We start from the raw sequence: 17,203 nt of genomic DNA, 5'->3' as shown, positions 1-17,203 counted from the left end.
AGGCGGCACATATAACCTAACCGGCACCAGGTGCATGCAGCAAGGTGCCGGTTTCCTGTTATTGCGGAATGATATTGTGTTGCTTCAGGGTATCAAACAGCTGAACAAAGGAATCGAGAGTACAGCGGTAACCTGTGAAACCAGCTTTGCGGCTTTTGCTCATATCGGTGAATACCTCCATCGGGCGGCCAAGGTCGGCATCTGTGTGCCACCAGGATGCCAGGCGGGAAATATCATGTTCAGCTAAGTGATGGCGTTGGGCCAGCTCCTGCCATGCCACAGCCGCTTCCTGCATGCGCCCTTCAAGGGGCATCATCTGTGCCGGGTACGGAGCAGCTTCAATATCAAAATAACTGGCAATACGCGGCCACATCCAACTCCAGCGGAAAACATCACCATTAACGGCATTGAAATCCTCATTAGCTGCGGCCGGGCTTTGTGCCGCCCATTCCAGTTGTTCTGCCAGCAAGCTGGCATCTGTCATATCGGATATACCATTCCACTGTGCTTTTGAACCCGGAAAAATAAACGGCCAGCCTTTCTCTTTACACAACGTGGCGTAGACCGCCAGTGTCTGGCCCATATTCATCGCATTGCCGAGTGCAAAACCAATAATGGTATGCGGGCGGTGAACACTCCAGCGGTAGCCAAAGGTTTTCGCACCGTCAAATACGGCATCTTCCTGGGCATAATAAAAGTTTTCCACTGGCTGGCGGCCCTGTTCTTCACGAAACGGAGTGACCGGCACCTCGCCTTTACCATAGGCTTCAAACGGGCCCAGGTAATGTTTTAACCCGGTGACCAGTGCAACATGTTTTCCCCTCAGGCGCTCACCAAGAGCACTGATGACATTACTCACCATTGCTCCATTTACCCGGATATTTTCCTTCTCAGTTGCCTGGCGCGCCCAGACACTGAAAAAAACGGCATCTGGTATGGTTTCAGCCAGGGCTTCTTTCACTGAACTGGCATTGGTCAGGTCTGCTGTCAGGCTGGTGCACCCTGCCGGAATAGTACTGCGCCCACGGGACAGCCCGTACACCTGCCAGCCATCCTGTATCAGTTTTTGGGCAAGGGCGCTGCCAATTACGCCACTCACGCCAACAATCAATGCGGTTTTTGCCATGGAAACTCTCCTCTATTGTTCTCTGTTCAGACTAATGGAGAATTAATTTCTTATCTCTGGTATTAATTCATGTTATTCGTGAAATTTAGGAACGAATTACATGCATGATCAGCGCCTGAAAGATATTGTTCCCTTTGTTGCCAGCGTAGAGTGCGGCAGTTTTGCCGCAGCGGCAGAGCGCCTGCACGTAACAGGGTCTGCAATCAGTAAGAGTGTCTCCCGCCTGGAACGCCGCCTGGGTTCACAACTACTGGAACGAACGACACGCAGCCTGGCACTGACCGATGCCGGGCAGGCCTATTACCAGACCTGCACACGTATCATGGAAGAGTTACTGGAAGCCGAAGCGGTGCTGGCTGCACAGCGCACCATCCCCGCCGGGCGGTTGCGCCTTGCTGCACCAACAACCTATGGGCGGCTGGGAGTGATGCCTGTTCTGTTGCCTTTTTGCCAGCGCCACCCTGAACTGGAAATCAGCATGGCGTTCTCAGACCGTTTTGTAGATTTATTTGAAGAAGGTATCGATGTGGCGGTGCGTATCGGTCACGCGGCTGATTTACCAGCTTCTGTGGGCAGCCGCCTGCTGGGGCGGGAAAAAATGGTATTTTGTGCATCTCCCGGTTATCTGGCGCAATACGGGCAACCCACTAACCGGGCTGAGCTGCTGCAACATAAAGCGATTTTATATGAGCGTGTGGATGGCAGCGCCAAACCCTGGTTACTGACCACGGAAGACGGCCATGCAGACTGGTGTGAGGCACCTTGCCGTATGGCTCTGGGGGATGTCGACGCACAGGTTCAGGCGGTGTGTGCTGGCCTGGGAATAGGCCAGATGCCTACCTGGTTGATACGCCAGCAACTTAAATCCGGTGAGCTATGTGTAATATTACCCGGTATTCAGCCAGACGGCCTGGCGCTAAACCTGGTCTGGCCGCGGCGTAAACAACTGCTCCCTAAAGTGGATGCATTGTTGGCGGCACTGAATAATCTTGATATCGGTGCATCGGTACTGGCTGAAATAGCTGGTCAACGTGAATCTGGTAAAGAGTGAAAAGGGGATAACCGTGTATTGCCCATTTACCTCTGTCAGCGCCCATAGCGGAGTGATGATTGATACCCGCCAGAGCGCCTTCTATAACGGCTGGCCACAGGAAGCCGGGGGAACACAAGGCCATGAGCCGGGTGCGGTTAACCTCAATGTCAGCTGGCTTGCAGTAATGGGCAATAACCAGCTTTGCTACTGGCTGGGTAGCCAGAATATCAGGCCCGACACGCCTGTCGCACTCTGTGGAACTCAACCGGGCAATGAGCAAGTGGCATTGCGCCTGAAACAGTGTGGCATCAACAACCTGTATTACCTGAATGATGCATTCCAGGTTCCTGAACGGTTACACACCCTGGCGAAATTTCCCAGCCTGGTTTACCCCCATTGGCTGGTGGCATTACAGCATGGATCGCCGGAATTATTTGCAGCTCCTCAGACTAACTGGGTGTTACTGGAAGCGGGCTTTGATACGGCCAGTGAGTATGCCAAAGGCCATATCCCGGGAGCTACTTTTCTTGATACCCGTGAAGTGGAAGGTGGCCCACTGTGGAATAAATTACCTGATGCACAACTCATGGAAATGCTACGCCAGCAAGGTATTGAGCCCGACACCACCGTTATTCTCTACAGCCGGGGTGATTGTGCGGCGGCAAGAGTTGCAGTGATTTTGCTGTATGCCGGAGTAAAAGATGTGCGCCTGCTTGATGGTGGCTGGCATAGCTGGCAACAGGCCGGGCTGCCTGTAGAAACTGGCACCAGAAACAAGCCAGCGCCACTTCAGACTATGCCAGCCTTTACGCCAGATACTGCGCTGTTTGTTGACCAAAGCCAGGTGAGTGCATGGCGGAGCCAGTCGGCTGTCACCCTTGTCAGTGTACGCAGCCTGGCGGAACACCGGGGGAAAACCAGCGGTTATACATATATTGAAGCCGCAGGGGATATCCCGGGCGCGCACTGGGGGCATGCTGGTGAACATAATGGCTCCGTACAGGATTTTCTTAACCCCGATGGCACTATGATACGGGCAGATGCGCTGGCTGCTTTGTGGGCTGGCGAAGGTATTTTCCCGCGCCAAAAAGTGGTGTTTTATTGCGGTACCGGCTGGCGGGCCAGTGCCGCATTATTTTATGCCAGGGCCATGGGCTGGCAGGATATCGCGCTGTATGATGGCGGCTGGTATGAATGGAGCCGCCAAACCACACACAGCATATAAACCTGGTGTTTACCAGCCACGCATACCATAACCCCCGCAACCACCGCCATTACGCATGCCATACCCCATGCCATAACCCATTCCGTAACCCCGGTCGCCATCATTCCCGGCACGTGGGCCACGGGCGTAACCCGCATTCATCATTTGCGTATGCCATGCACTGCGGCTGGCATACCACTGGGCATTTAACTGACCAAGTTGTTGGGTGAGCGAGGCAATTTTTGCCTGATCAGGTTTCGCCTGGTTGTACTCGTTATCCAGTGCCTGCTGGGTATCAAAAACTTTCTGGCGCAGGGTATTCATGGTCTGGAAATGCTGTTGTGCCTGAGCATCGGTAATTACGGCATTACCGGTCTGAGGCGTTTCGGTTGCCGCATTGGCCAGTGAAAAACCGCCAACCAGTGTGGCGATGACCATCGCCGCCTGCAGTTTGCGTAATGTTGTACGTTTCATAATTTATCTCCTGGTAGTCAACAGGCCTGGGTGCTCAACATGCAGCCTGGCAATATCTGTTTTGTTTCGGTTCTGATTTTCATATTGCATACCCTGTGCCAATATTTAATTTACTGTTTTTATTGAATAAAAAATAAATTCTGATATTTGCGTGTGAATTATTTACCCAGATCATAAAAAGAGTGGGTAAAAAAGTTACACTGCTTCGACCGGGTTAATACTCACTACGTCACCGCCAGGGGGATAACAATGTGGAGTGATTCCAGACGCAGCTTTTTTGGCCTGTCTCCCTGGCTGATGGTGGGGTTATCACTTGTGCTCGGGCTTGCCGTGCTGGGGTTATCCCTGCGCAGTACGCAACAGGAGCGGGTGTACCTGCAACAAAACCTCAATAACCGGGCAGATGCCATTGTCTGGGCGCTGGAAACCGGGGCGCGAATGAGCATGAGTGGCAGCCAGGACAACCGCCTGCAAACCCTGGTTGAACAAACGGCTCACCAGCCTGGCGTAATCTTTCTGATGATGACCGATGATAACGGCAATATCCTGGCGCACAGCGATGCCAGCCTGGTAGGGCAGCAATTGCCAGCAGACCAACGCCCCTTGCCTCAACAGCCTGATAGCTGGCGCAGGCATATAAAACTGAGTGATGGCAGGCAGGTTTTCCAGGTCTGGCAGCGGTTTAACCCCTTGCGCGGGCGCGGCATGATGGGCGGCGGCAACGGGATGATGCGCATGATGCGCGGCTACGGTGATGGGGCAGACAACGCCTTGCCACAATGGGTTGCCGTGGGTATCGACCCGGCCAGTTTTGAAACCACCTTTGCACAAACCCGGCGTAACAATTACCTGCTGGCTGTACTGGTGATTTTGCTCGGTATGGCGGGGTTTATCTCCCTGTTCTGGGCCCATAATTACCGGCGTTCGCAGTTACTCCTGCGCGACACCAGGGCGATGGCCGATGAAGTGATTGCCAGCCTGCCTTTGGCTTTGCTCACCTGCGATACCCGGCAGCGTATTATTTCCGCTAATCGCCAGGCTATTGACTTATTGCACTTACCCGCGCCCTGGGAGAAACACCCGCTGGCACAGGTGGAAGGGCTGGACTGGGCCGCGATACGCACCGCCATGGCAGATAGTGGGCGCTTACTGGAGCGGGAATATCAGCTCAACAGCGCCGGGGGGAATAAAATCCCGGTCAGTATCAGTGCTTCGCCAGTGCGTGGCGGTAGCGGGCAAATTACCGGCACGGTATTTGTGTTGCGCGACATGACAGAAATGAAGCAACTGCAGGCGCAGGTTGAACGCCAGGCCCGCCTGAGCGCACTGGGCGAAATGGCGGCCGGTGTAGCCCATGAAATTCGCAACCCACTTAGCTCGATTAAAGGCCTGGCAACCTATCTGGGCGGTAAATTTTCCCCTGATGCCCCCGAGCACCTGGCTGCGCGCACTTTATCCGAAGAGGTGGACAGGCTGAACCGCGTAGTTTCGGAGTTGCTGGATTTTGCAAGGCCAGGTGAATTCTCGCTACAACCGGGCGACATCACTCCCGTTATTGAGCGGGCACTTCGCCTGGTGCAAAGCGATGCCACTAATAAACACCTCTCCCTGGTCTTTTTACCTTGTGGGCCATTACCGGCAGTGGAACATAACGCTGACCGCCTGGCTCAGTGCCTGTTGAACCTGGTTATTAACGCCATCCAGGCGACACCAGAAGGTGGCACCATTTCAGTGGCGGTACGGGTGGCCAGTGCTGGCACCAAACTGGCCGTTTCGGTCGCGGATAACGGTAGCGGTATCGACAAACAGCATTTAAGTGAAATTTTCACACCCTACTTCACAACCAAACCCAGTGGAACCGGGCTGGGGCTGGCCATTGTTCACCAAATTATTGAAAAACACCGGGGTGAAATCACTGTAGAAAGCGAGCCTGGCACAGGCAGTGTTTTCACCCTTTGGTTACCGATTTACCGGAGCGAACACCATGAAAAATAACCCTGAAACATTGCTGGTGGTGGATGACGACCCGGGGCACCGCATCATGTTGATTACCTTACTCAGTGAGTGGGGCTACCAGGTTCAGGGCGCGGAAGATGGCGCCACCGCTATTCGTCTGTGCCATGAAACCCCATTCGACCTGGTACTGATGGATATCCGTATGGCCGGGCTCAATGGCATTGAAGCCTTAACGCAAATCAAAGCCTGGAACCCGGCAATTATCGTGCTCATCATGACCGCCTGGGCTAATACCGAAACAGCCGTTTCAGCAATGAAAGCAGGTGCCTGGGACTACCTCACCAAACCGCTCGATTTTGATGAACTGAAAATGACCATTGAGCGGGCACTGGACCATGTGGCGCTCAGTAGCGAAAACCAGCAACTGCGCAATGAGCTGGCAACCCAGCTTCAGTTACAGGAAGGCATGGTGGCGCGCAGTGATGCCATGCGCCAGGTAATGAACCTGGTACAGGCCGTGGCCCCCAGTGAAGCTACCGTGCTGATTGGCGGCGAATCAGGAACCGGAAAAGAACGCATTGCCCGGCTGATTCATGACAACAGCCCCCGGCGTAACGGGCCGTTTATCGCCATTAACTGCGGCGCACTGAGTGAAAGCCTGCTGGAATCTGAGCTGTTCGGTCACGCGAAAGGTGCTTTTACCGGGGCAGAAAAAGCGCGTCCGGGCCGTTTTGCCGCGGCTAACAAAGGCACATTATTTCTGGATGAAATTGGCGAAATGCCATTGCCGATGCAGGTCAAATTACTGCGGGTGATTCAGGAGCGTGAAGTACAGCGCCTTGGCGAAGACCAGCCGCAGAAGATTGATGTGCGGTTATTAGCGGCAACCAACCGTGATTTACAAGAGCGGGTGGCTGCCGGGGAGTTTCGCCAGGACTTGTGGTACCGCCTGAATGTGGTGTCGATTACCCTACCGCCACTGTGCGAGCGCGTGGAAGATATCCCGTTATTAGCCGATGCCTTTCTTACCCGGTTTGCCAAACGTAACGGCAAGCAACTCAAAGGATTTACTCCGCAGGCGATGGACCGCATGCTGAAATACCGCTGGCCGGGCAATATTCGTGAACTGGAAAATGCGGTAGAGCGGGCAGTGGTACTGGCAATAGGCGACTATGTGGGTTTACAGGTACTGCCACCCACACTCAATCCGGGTGATGGCCAGGAATCTTCGCCACTGGTATTTGATGACATGTCCCTTGAAGAGATAGAGCAGGCGGCGATAGCCCGTATGCTGGAAGTGACCGGGGGCAATAAAAGTGAGGCGGCTCGTCGGCTGGGGATTACCCGCAAAACCCTGCACCAGAAAATTTCCCGTAGTGCAGGGGAAAGCGGGCCGGGCTCTTCATCAGCATAAGCATGCTGTTTATCTGCTCACTCTGGACCGGTATAGTACCAGGCCATTACTAACCTGTTTCTGCGAGAGAACCATGGCCCGACCGAAAATACCCCGTAATATCTGCGGGCGCCCGGCAAACAGTTGCTTTAAGCCTAACGGTATCCCGATGAACAACCTGGAACGGGTGGCAATGGGTGCCGATGAATTTGAAGCAATGCGCCTGGTTGACCTTAACGGCATGCAGCAACTGGAAGCCGCAGCAGTAATGCAGGTGTCACGGCAAACTTTGGCAAACCTGGTGAAACGTGCGCGCGCCAAAGTGGCAGACTGCCTGGTAAATGGCAAGGCGCTGGATCTTGCAGAGCGCGACTGACTCAGTGGCAGCGTTCTCCGTTTAACCGAGCTTTCAGTAATTGGCATATGCTATTAATAGTGCTATATATGGCATATGCTATTAATGGCGTATGGCCAGGCCTGCGCGCTTACTGAGGACTCCACCATGACAATTGCTATTCCCCGCCTGAAAGGGCAGTTATCTCCCCACTTCACCAAAGCAGACTCATTTGCGCTTTACACAGACCAGGGCGAAAAGCTGGGTGAATTTACCAATCCGGCCTTTGCAGAGTGCACTTGTGAAGCAAAACGCGCATTGTTCAGCACATTGCAGGATAAACAGGTGACCTGCATTGTTGTCCGTAATATAGGCCAGCATATGCTGGGAAAATTACTGGATGCAGGCATGCGCGTATTGCAGGCCGCCACGCGCGATATCCCGGCAACACTGGCTCTGTTGGCAACGGATAACGCAGAAATGGTGCAACTGACAACCGCTGAACAAGGCCGGCCATCACTGCACCATGGGGAACACCACGGCCAGTGTGAACATGCACAGGGTCACCATGGCGAAGGCCATGCCTGTTGCCATGGCAAACCCGTGCAAACCACACATACGCCAATCAATATCACGGGTATTGCTCACAAAGGTTGTTGTGGCGGGCACCATCATCATGATTAAGGGAACTGCCTGAGCCTCGTAATATCTGCTATTGGTTTGCTTAACCCCGTGTTACGGGGTTTTTTTTACCCAATAATCTCAGCGTTACCTTTTGGAACTATTCCCGGTTAATTCTGTACTTTCCTGAACGTTTTATTTCCCGGTTTCTTGCTTTTATTCGGATATTTTCTGGGATTAACGTCACGTTAAAAAATAAAACCCAATAAAATCATCAGGCTGAAATTTAGTGCGTGAAGCTGGCCTCTGTATTGCTATATCCATCAGGTAACGTTGTTTAAATCTGGCTCTGTAATAAATAAATTGCAGAACACATTTTATTTGGAGGCGATACTGATGACACGCAAACTGGCTATTTATGGTAAAGGGGGGATTGGCAAATCCACCACCACACAAAATACAGCTGCTGCACTGGCGTATTTCCACGGAAAGAAAATATTTATTCATGGGTGCGACCCAAAAGCTGACTCAACCCGTTTAATACTGGGTGGTAAACCGCAGGAAACATTAATGGATGTTCTGCGCGACCAGGGGGCAGAAAAAATCACTAATGAAATGGTGGTGAAGAAAGGTGTCTTTGATATTCGCTGCGTTGAATCCGGTGGCCCGGAACCGGGTGTAGGCTGCGCCGGGCGTGGTGTTATCACGGCAATTGACCTGATGGAAGACAACAAAGCCTATACCGATGACCTGGATTTTATCTTCTTTGATGTTCTGGGCGACGTGGTATGTGGTGGGTTCGCCATGCCAATTCGTGATGGTAAAGCACAAGAAGTTTATATTGTTGCTTCCGGGGAAATGATGGCGATTTACGCAGCAAATAATATTTGCAAAGGCCTGGTGAAATATGCCAAGCAAAGTGGTGTTCGCCTGGGTGGGATTATTTGTAATAGCCGTAATGTGGATGGTGAAAAAGAATTCCTTGAAGAGTTTACTGCCGCAATTGGCACGAAAATGATTCATTTTGTTCCGCGCGACAATATTGTCCAGAAAGCGGAATTTAATAAAAAAACTGTCACCGAATTCGACCCGAATGCAAACCAGGCTCAAGAGTACCGTGAACTTGGCCGGAAAATTATCGAAAACGAAGACCTGGTTATTCCCCAACCACTTTCCATGGACCAGTTAGAACAAATGGTCGTGAAATATGGCTTGAGCGATTAATTATCTTTTTACCTTAGCGCGTTGTTATTGGTGTTGCAGGGCAATTTCCTGTGAGGTTGCTGTGCCCTGCAACAGACCTTTTTTGCCTCGCGCTTGCCTGATTCCACTATTTCATACAGGGGAATAACCATGCCGTACCATGAGTTTGATTGCAGCAAATGCATACCCGAGCGTAAACAACATGCCGTGCAAAAAGGGGAAGGTGAAGACCTGACCTCGGCACTGCCACTGGGTTACCTGAATACTATTCCAGGTACTATTTCCGAACGCGGCTGCGCCTACTGTGGGGCGAAGCATGTTATTGGCACGCCCATGAAAGATGTGATTCACATCAGCCACGGGCCAGTTGGTTGTACGTACGATACCTGGCAAACCAAGCGTTATATCAGCGATAACGATAACTTCCAGCTGAAATATACCTTTGCCACCGACATGAAAGAAAAGAATATTGTGTTTGGTGCCGAAAAGGTGCTGAAGAACAATATCAATGAAGCTTTTGATGCCCACCCCAATATTAAACGCATGACCATTTACCAAACCTGTGCTTCTGCACTGATTGGTGATGACATTGCCGCTATCGCTCAGGAAGTGATGGATGAACGGCCGGATGTCGACATCTTTGTTTGTAACTCCCCGGGTTTTGCCGGCCCGAGCCAGTCTGGCGGGCACCACAAAATTAATATTGCCTGGATCAACCAAAAGGTTGGCACAGTAGAGCCCACAATCACCAGTGATTACGTTATCAACTATGTGGGCGAGTACAACATTCAGGGCGACCAGGAGGTGATGACGGATTACTTTCACCGCATGGGCATCCAGGTACTGTCCACCTTCACCGGTAATGGTTCTTATGACGACCTGCGTGCCATGCACCGCGCACACTTGAACGTGCTGGAATGTGCACGCTCTGCAGAATATATCTGTAACGAACTGCGTGTGCGTTACGGCATTCCACGCCTGGATATCGATGGTTTTGGCTTTGGCCCGCTGTCGGATTCATTACGCAAAATTGGCCTGTTTTTTGGTATCGAAGACCGGGCTCAGGCCATTATTGATGCTGAAGTAGCCCGCTGGAAACCTGAACTGGACTGGTACAGAGAGCGCCTTAAAGGCAAAAAAGTGTGCCTGTGGCCTGGCGGCTCCAAACTGTGGCACTGGGCGCATGTTATCCATGAAGAAATGGGGGTTGAAGTGGTGTCGGTTTACACCAAATTCGGCCACCAGGGCGATATGGAAAAAGGCATTGCCCGTTGTGAAGTGGGCGCTCTGGCGATTGATGACCCTAACGAGCTCGAATCGCTGGAAGCCATGTACAAACTGAAACCGGATGTTATTTTTACCGGCAAACGCCCGGGTGAAGTGGCGAAAAAAATCCGGGTGCCTTACCTGAATGCCCATGCCTACCACAACGGCCCTTACAAAGGCTTTGAAGGCTGGGTGCGTTTTGCCCGTGATATATACAACGCCATCTATTCACCCATTCACCAACTGGCCATGCGCGATATCAGCAAAGACGAAATCCCGACTGATCAGGGTTTTGCCACCGCCAGAATGCTGTCCGATGCCACGCTGGATGAAGCGGTGCGTAATGCACCGGATACACGTGAATACAGCGGTAATTTCGACAGTGTTACTCCACTGCGCGAACGGGAACTTCCGGATTTCGCCAACGACCAGGCTCCGCGCCAGGAGGCGGTATGAACCAGCAACAGCAAGTTGAACTTCTGGTGGACTACATCATGAAAAACTGCCTGTGGCAGTTCCATTCACGCAGTTGGGACCGGGAAAAACAGAATGCAGGCATTCTGGAAAAAACACGCCAGTTGCTGTGCGACGAACCCGTCGTGCTGGAAACACCCGCTGACCGCTGCTATTGGGTGGATGCCGTGGTACTGGCCGATGCATACCGGTCACGTTTCGCCTGGCTGCGTGAAATGACTAAAACCGCCATCGCTGAGCTTATGACGGCACTGCACCAGCGCATGGATTATCTGACTATCACCGGTTCGCTGAACGCTGAACTGACTGACCAGCGTTACTAAAGGAGGGGTTGAAATGTCCTGTGAATTGAAAGCGAAAGACAGAACCGGGGTTATCAATCCCATTTTCACTTGCCAGCCGGCAGGTGCGCAGTATGTCAGCATCGGTGTGAAAGACTGCATTGGCATTGTCCACGGTGGCCAGGGCTGTGTCATGTTTGTGCGCCTGCTTATTTCCCAGCACCTGAAAGAGAGCTTTGAAATTGCCTCTTCCTCAGTACATGAAGATGGTGCGGTTTTCGGTGCGCTGGACAGGGTTGAACAAGCGGTTGACGTGCTGCTGATGCGTTATCCCCATGTCAAAGTAATCCCGATCATTACCACATGCTCAACCGAGGTTATTGGCGATGATGTTGACGGCGTGGTGCGCAAACTTAACGAAGGCTTATTGAAAGAAAAATATGCCGGGCGTGAGGTACACCTGATCCCGATTCATACACCAAGCTTTGTGGGCAGCATGATTAGCGGCTACGACGTAACAGTGCGCGATTTCGTGAAATATTTTGCCACCAAAAGCGAACCCAATGGCAAGCTGAACCTGATAACCGGCTGGGCAAACCCGGGCGATGTCACCGCACTCAAACACCTGCTGGCTGAAATGGAAGTCGATGCCACGGTACTGTTTGAAATTGAGGATTTTGACTCCCCCTTAATGCCATACGGCAACACCGTGTCTCATGGCAACACCACTATCGAAGACCTGACTGGCACGGCGAATGCCTGCGGTACGCTGGCCCTTAACCGCTATGAAGGCGGCAAGGCGGCCCGTTACCTGGAGGAAAAATTCGAAATCCCCACCATTATTGGCCCGTCTCCCATTGGCATTCGTAACACCGATACATTTTTGCAGAATGTCAAAAACCTGACCGGCAAAGCGATTCCTGAATCGCTGGTGCGCGAACGTGGTGTGGCGCTGGATGCATTAACCGACCTGGTGCACATGTTCCTTGCCGACAAAAAAGTAGCGATCTATGGCAGCCCGGATCTGGTTATCGGCCTGGCAGAATTCTGCCTGGATCTGGAAATGAAGCCAGTATTGCTGCTGTTAGGTGACGACAACGCAGGGTATGAAAAAGACCCGCGTATCGATGCCCTGCGCCAGAATGTGGTGCATGACATGGAGATCATCACCAACGCAGACTTGTGGGAAATGGAAAAACGCATCACCCAGGATGGATTAAAACTGGATTTGATCCTCGGTCATTCCAAAGGGCGCTTTACCGCCATTGATAACCAAATCCCCATGGTGCGGGTTGGCTTCCCAACCTACGACCGTGCCGGGCTGTGGCGCCACCCGGTGGTGGGCTATGCCGGTGCCATCTGGCTGGCTGAACAAATGGCTAACGCGCTGTTTACCGATATGGAATACAAGAAAAACAAAGAGTGGCTGCTTAATGTCTGGTAATCGCACTGGCTATTAACTGCGTTAATCCACCTGGCAACCAGGCTTGCCCTGGTTGCCCTCACTACAGGATCCCGCGATGAAATCACTGTTGTTTGAAAGCGATGCGCAACGTTTTATGCGCAGCTATGAACACGCTCAGGGTTACCATTTCCGCGCCCGGTGCCTGGCAGAGCAGGGGCGTTCGGCCAGCCTGATATTTAATGTCGCCGCTGTTGCGGTGGAGTGCTACCTCATTGCACTGTGCGGGTTGCACGGCATTTTGCCTTTCAACCATAACTACCGCAGCCTGGTAATGAGTGCCGAAGAAAAAGTCGTCCTGGGCGAGGAACTTAAGCGCCGTATTCTGGCTCTGGATGACCTGTTTGGTTTGTGTTCCATTGATGATTATTACCACGGTGTTCCTGGCGATGACGATGCCCGGCGCATTGTTGCCGTCTGCGCCGCTCTTGACGGGGTAATTCGTGAAGAACAACGCAAACTGGTTAACCCACCCGGAGGGCAGCACGCATGAACAGTGTGGCAAACCCAATGGCAGGCCATCCCCACGGCGAGATGCGCCGTGATGAACGCGAAATTACCGACCCACAACAAATAGACGCACTGCTGCGTGGCGGGCGGGTGATGTACATCGCACTCAGCCAGCAGAATGTGCCTTTTATGGTGCCGGTTTTTTATGTCTGGAATGGTACTGCGCTTTATTTTCATTCGGCCCGTAGTGGCACCAAAATTCGTATTCTCAAAGAAAACAGCGCGGTCTGTTTTGCTGTTTCCCAGTATGAAGGTGTTATTGAAGATGATATCGCCTGCGATTTTGAAGCTCGCCACCGCACGGTTATTGGCCTGGGGAATGCCTGTTTTGTTGATGACGACGCCGAAAAACTGGCCATGCTGCACCAACTGATGGGGCGCTTTACAGATAAAAAATTCACTTTCCCGGAAGCCAACCTGAAAGCAACACAGGTTATACGAATTGATATCACCAGTATGAAAGGTAAACAGCATGGGTTTTAACCCACACGGGAGGCAGAGTGAATATTGCCGTATTTCTCGACAAACAAGGGGTTACCTGCGGTATTTGGCAGGCGGCAACGCTCGGGTTGTTTGCACCCCGGAATACTGGCTGGCAGGCGATAGTGCAGGTGCCGTTATCAGTGAACCGGGACATGCTGCCAGAAGATGTGCGCCACCAGGTAATGGCTGCCGCACGCGCATTACCCGGTTGCCGCCATATTGTTGCCAGTGAAATCACCGGAGCCGTGAAAGCCTGGCTGGATGGCATGGGGTTTACCATGTGGCAATGCGCCGGGCGCCCGGAAGGCTTCCTTGAGCGGCTGAATAACCAGGTGATGCAACGTGCGCCAACAGTTGTCTCGTTACCGAAATCCTTTATTCAGCCAGGTGAAAAGCAAGGGGAATTCCAGGCAGATTTGATAGCCGCTCTCTATGAAACGGAGGGCCATGCTTCAAGGCGTATCCTGATTCCTTTTCTGTTTAAAGGGCAGTTTACCCGGCTGGAAATAACCTGTGACCACCTGCCTCGCTGGTTTTCCCGCACGCTGGAAAAGCTTGCTTACCCCTGGGATGTCACCACGCAAAGTGACGGAACCTTGCGGGTGGTTGTAAGCAAAGCAGCCAGCCGTTCACAAAATGTACCGTAATGTACACCTGGCAGGCAAAAATGTTCGGACTGGAACATTTTTTTAAATTACACCTATTCGGATAATAAATAAATTATTATAAATCAGTGCATTAAATATTTTTACGCCAGCGACAACCTGGCGTTTATTTTGCACTGACCTCTGTAAGCCGAATAACAGCCAAGGCAAGGAGAATTATGGCTATTGTGTTGCGGGGGGAAATGAAAATGCTTAACGGAAATAAACGGGTCTTCACCCTGAGCGAGAATGAGACGCCCGGTCTTGCGCCATTATCATTCAGTTGCCGTTTAGGTGAATGCCGTTCTGAGTTGATGCCTTTACTCTCGGAAGTCAGCAAAGTAGTCAGTAGTGGCGGCAGCTTGTCGCAAACGCTCAAACTGGTGCTGGAACTGTTACAGAAACATTTGCAGGTGATCCGCGCGATGATCACGCTGTATGACGCCAGTTGTGATCAAATCTTTATTCATGAAAGTTACGGCTTATCTGCCGAAGAAGTGGAAAAAGGGGTGTACGCCCCGGGCGAAGGTATCACCGGGCGGGTAATTGAAACCCGCCAGCCGATTATTGTGCCCAATATTGCTGATGACCCAATGTTCCTGAACCGAACAGGGAGCTGGAATAAAGCGCGCGACAGCCAGTTATCGTTTATCTGTGTACCGATTATCCGTGGTGTAAAAGTGATGGGCACGCTCGGTATTGAACGGGTGTACAACAATGAACAATTACGTTACCTGGACCTGGAAGTCCTGAGAGTGATTGCCGCGATTATTGCCCAGGCTGTTGAACTGCACCTGCTGGAACGGGCGCATCAGCGTATTTTGCGCACTCAGCCTGCGTTGCACCATTCGGGGAGTAACCTGTTTGATACCGGCGATATCATTGGGCGTTCCCGGCCAATGATGGCAGTTTACCGTTTGCTGGAGAAAGTCAGCCGTGCGCGCACTACGGTATTGATCCTGGGGGAAAGTGGGGTGGGGAAAGAGCGGATTGCCAGCGCCATCCACCATAATAGCTATTGTGCCAATGGGCCGTTTGTGAAGTTTAACTGTGCATCTTTGCCAGAAAGCGTGATCGAGAGTGAGTTGTTCGGCCATGAAAAAGGGGCCTTTACTGGTGCCATTTCCCGGCGTGCCGGGCGCTTTGAAGATGCAGATGGCGGCACCATTTTTCTTGATGAAGTCGGCGAGTTATCTCCTTCTGCTCAGGCGAAATTACTGCGCGTTCTGCAGGAGCGCAGTTTTGAGCGAGTGGGCAGTAATGAAACCCTGAAAGTAAATGTACGCATCCTGGCCGCCACTCACCGTAACTTATCCGAAATGGTCGCTCAGGGCGCTTTTCGTGAAGATTTGTTTTACCGGCTTAATGTTTTCCCTATTGATATTCCACCATTGCGTGAACGTGGCAGCGATATTCTGATCCTGGCTGATTATTTTACTAACCACTTTGCCGGCGAGCAGGGCGTGGATGTGCCCACCATTGCCACCCCGGCACTGAATTTATTACTCAACTATCAGTGGCCCGGCAATGTGCGTGAGCTGGAAAACGTGATGGAGCGCGCGGTGCTGCTGGCAGATGAAGGCATGATCCACAGTTATCATCTACCTATCAATCTGCAACCAATGAACACTATTGTGATTCAAAATGAAGGGCTGGAAGCCCGGCTTGCGCGGGTGGAGTACGATTTGATTGTGGAAGCACTGACGAAATACCAGGGGAATGTATCCCGCGCTGCGGATTTCCTCGGGATGACCCGGCGGGCGCTGGGGTTACGCCTGTCACGCTACCAGCTTAACTATAAAGATTACCGTGAAGTGGGCTTGCGGTAGGTTTTATTAACGTTGCCATTGGTGTGAATGGCAACACGTAACTGCCGTGGGGGTCTTCCCCGAACATCCATTGGTGGAGTTGGTGAACAGGGTTATGGTAGATTGCTGCGCTGTAGGTTATTTATTAAGCTTCAATATCAAATGCCGCTTTGTCATGGCACAATTAAATGACATGGAGATGCAATGCATAACAGAAAGTGGATATTATCTGTATTACTGTTCTTTTTTTCTGTAGCTTCTTTTGCTACGGATGCTCCTGATTCTCCCAAAAAAATCATTTTTGATTTCTACCAGAAATATTTTTTATATCTTCACGGTGAAGGTAAAAAAACACAGCCTGAGCTTACGTATTCGAAGTCTTTTAATGAATTACTGCGCCGTAATGAAAAATTATGCGAACCCTATCGTGATGAGGTTTGTGGCTGGGGAACCGACGCTGACGTTTATCTTAATGCTCAGGACCATGATGATAATCTGACAATAGAAAACTCACATTTTACGCTTAATGAAGCACCAAACAACGTGGTTACTGTATCGTTCAATCTTTTCCCATCTCAAAAAACAGAGCAAAATGGCCATAGTGTGATTTCATTTAAAATGATTTACGAGCAATCTCATTGGGTGGTGGATGACATTATTTATGATGAATCCTCCGCTCGCCAGCAGATGCGAAGCGAGAATGAGTTGTTAACTGAAGGATTGAAGAATAAAGCCAGACCATGATGAGAAGTAAATCATTCAGTTATCCGGGGAATGTGCGCTTTCATTGATGTGTTCAGGTGCTCAACCTGCCAATACTCGCATTATTAGTTTTTGGTTGATACTGAAATGTTACTACAAATGTAATTGAGTAAAGTCTCTGCTGTTTTGGGCTACTGCGCCATTGTTCACATATTTCCCTGCAGATAAC

Annotated in this window: 17 protein-coding genes; 15 read left to right on the top strand and 2 right to left on the bottom strand. The window is 51.4% G+C overall.

Annotated elements, in window-relative coordinates:
- Positions 1 to 58: 58 nt before the first annotated feature.
- On the bottom strand, positions 59 to 1,126 hold the full coding sequence (locus DT73_RS13800) for an SDR family oxidoreductase (RefSeq protein ID WP_036109891.1): 1,068 nt from the start codon (positions 1,124 to 1,126) through the stop codon (positions 59 to 61).
- Positions 1,127 to 1,226: 100 nt separating this feature from the next.
- Here DT73_RS13800 and DT73_RS13795 point away from each other — a divergent pair, with 100 nt between their 5' ends.
- Complete coding sequence (locus tag DT73_RS13795) at positions 1,227 to 2,177, top strand: LysR family transcriptional regulator (protein WP_051691388.1); 951 nt, start codon at positions 1,227 to 1,229, stop codon at positions 2,175 to 2,177.
- 13 nt (positions 2,178 to 2,190) lie between these two features.
- Positions 2,191 to 3,384: a sulfurtransferase gene (locus tag DT73_RS13790; protein WP_152552523.1), complete on the top strand. Its 1,194-nt coding sequence runs from the start codon at positions 2,191 to 2,193 to the stop codon at positions 3,382 to 3,384.
- Between the two features lie 9 nt (positions 3,385 to 3,393).
- Here the strand turns inward: DT73_RS13790 and DT73_RS13785 are convergent, their stop codons facing one another.
- Positions 3,394 to 3,837 (bottom strand): hypothetical protein, encoded by a 444-nt coding sequence (locus tag DT73_RS13785; RefSeq protein ID WP_036109888.1) that lies wholly within the window; start codon positions 3,835 to 3,837, stop codon positions 3,394 to 3,396.
- 249 nt (positions 3,838 to 4,086) lie between these two features.
- On the opposite strand from DT73_RS13785, the gene DT73_RS13780 reads away from it, so the two are divergent.
- From DT73_RS13780 to DT73_RS13720, 13 genes are all read left to right on the top strand, one after another.
- Positions 4,087 to 5,832 (top strand): ATP-binding protein, encoded by a 1,746-nt coding sequence (locus DT73_RS13780; protein WP_051691386.1) that lies wholly within the window; start codon positions 4,087 to 4,089, stop codon positions 5,830 to 5,832.
- Positions 5,822 to 7,207, top strand: coding sequence for a sigma-54 dependent transcriptional regulator (locus tag DT73_RS13775; protein ID WP_036109885.1), 1,386 nt, complete (start codon positions 5,822 to 5,824; stop codon positions 7,205 to 7,207). The genes DT73_RS13780 and DT73_RS13775 overlap by 11 nt, the downstream gene beginning before the upstream one ends.
- 73 nt (positions 7,208 to 7,280) lie before the next feature.
- On the top strand, positions 7,281 to 7,562 hold the full coding sequence (locus tag DT73_RS13770) for a DUF134 domain-containing protein (RefSeq protein ID WP_036109882.1): 282 nt from the start codon (positions 7,281 to 7,283) through the stop codon (positions 7,560 to 7,562).
- A 126-nt stretch (positions 7,563 to 7,688) separates the two neighbouring features.
- Positions 7,689 to 8,204, top strand: coding sequence for a NifB/NifX family molybdenum-iron cluster-binding protein (locus DT73_RS25155; protein WP_160173971.1), 516 nt, complete (start codon positions 7,689 to 7,691; stop codon positions 8,202 to 8,204).
- Between the two features lie 333 nt (positions 8,205 to 8,537).
- Positions 8,538 to 9,365: a nitrogenase iron protein gene (gene nifH / locus DT73_RS13760; RefSeq protein ID WP_036109879.1), complete on the top strand. Its 828-nt coding sequence runs from the start codon at positions 8,538 to 8,540 to the stop codon at positions 9,363 to 9,365.
- A gap of 129 nt (positions 9,366 to 9,494) precedes the next feature.
- A complete protein-coding gene (gene anfD / locus DT73_RS13755) occupies positions 9,495 to 11,066 on the top strand; it encodes a nitrogenase iron-iron protein, alpha chain (protein ID WP_036109876.1) in 1,572 nt (523 codons plus the stop codon).
- Entirely contained in the window at positions 11,063 to 11,407 is a 345-nt protein-coding gene (anfG, locus tag DT73_RS13750; protein ID WP_036109871.1) for a Fe-only nitrogenase subunit delta, read from the top strand. Before anfD ends, anfG begins: the two co-directional genes overlap by 4 nt.
- 13 nt (positions 11,408 to 11,420) lie before the next feature.
- Positions 11,421 to 12,809: a Fe-only nitrogenase subunit beta gene (anfK, locus tag DT73_RS13745; RefSeq protein ID WP_036109868.1), complete on the top strand. Its 1,389-nt coding sequence runs from the start codon at positions 11,421 to 11,423 to the stop codon at positions 12,807 to 12,809.
- A gap of 76 nt (positions 12,810 to 12,885) precedes the next feature.
- The gene (locus DT73_RS13740) at positions 12,886 to 13,320 is read left to right on the top strand and encodes a hypothetical protein (RefSeq protein ID WP_036109866.1); all 435 of its coding nucleotides are present in this window, start codon (positions 12,886 to 12,888) and stop codon (positions 13,318 to 13,320) included.
- Positions 13,317 to 13,820: a pyridoxamine 5'-phosphate oxidase family protein gene (locus DT73_RS13735; RefSeq protein ID WP_051691384.1), complete on the top strand. Its 504-nt coding sequence runs from the start codon at positions 13,317 to 13,319 to the stop codon at positions 13,818 to 13,820. Before DT73_RS13740 ends, DT73_RS13735 begins: the two co-directional genes overlap by 4 nt.
- Before the next feature lie 17 nt (positions 13,821 to 13,837).
- Complete coding sequence (locus DT73_RS13730) at positions 13,838 to 14,467, top strand: Fe-only nitrogenase accessory AnfO family protein (RefSeq protein ID WP_036109862.1); 630 nt, start codon at positions 13,838 to 13,840, stop codon at positions 14,465 to 14,467.
- A gap of 176 nt (positions 14,468 to 14,643) precedes the next feature.
- Positions 14,644 to 16,293 carry a sigma 54-interacting transcriptional regulator gene (locus tag DT73_RS13725; RefSeq protein WP_235234506.1) on the top strand — a complete coding sequence of 550 codons (1,650 nt, stop codon included), beginning with the start codon at positions 14,644 to 14,646 and terminating at the stop codon, positions 16,291 to 16,293.
- A 183-nt stretch (positions 16,294 to 16,476) separates the two neighbouring features.
- The gene (locus tag DT73_RS13720) at positions 16,477 to 17,016 is read left to right on the top strand and encodes a DUF3828 domain-containing protein (protein ID WP_036109848.1); all 540 of its coding nucleotides are present in this window, start codon (positions 16,477 to 16,479) and stop codon (positions 17,014 to 17,016) included.
- Positions 17,017 to 17,203 lie beyond the last annotated feature (187 nt).

The organism is Mangrovibacter sp. MFB070, assembly GCF_000705335.1.
Classification (GTDB): Bacteria; Pseudomonadota; Gammaproteobacteria; order Enterobacterales; family Enterobacteriaceae; genus Mangrovibacter; species Mangrovibacter plantisponsor.
Note: the sequence above shows the minus strand (reverse complement) of the source record. Positions and strands in the feature narration are given on the sequence as shown.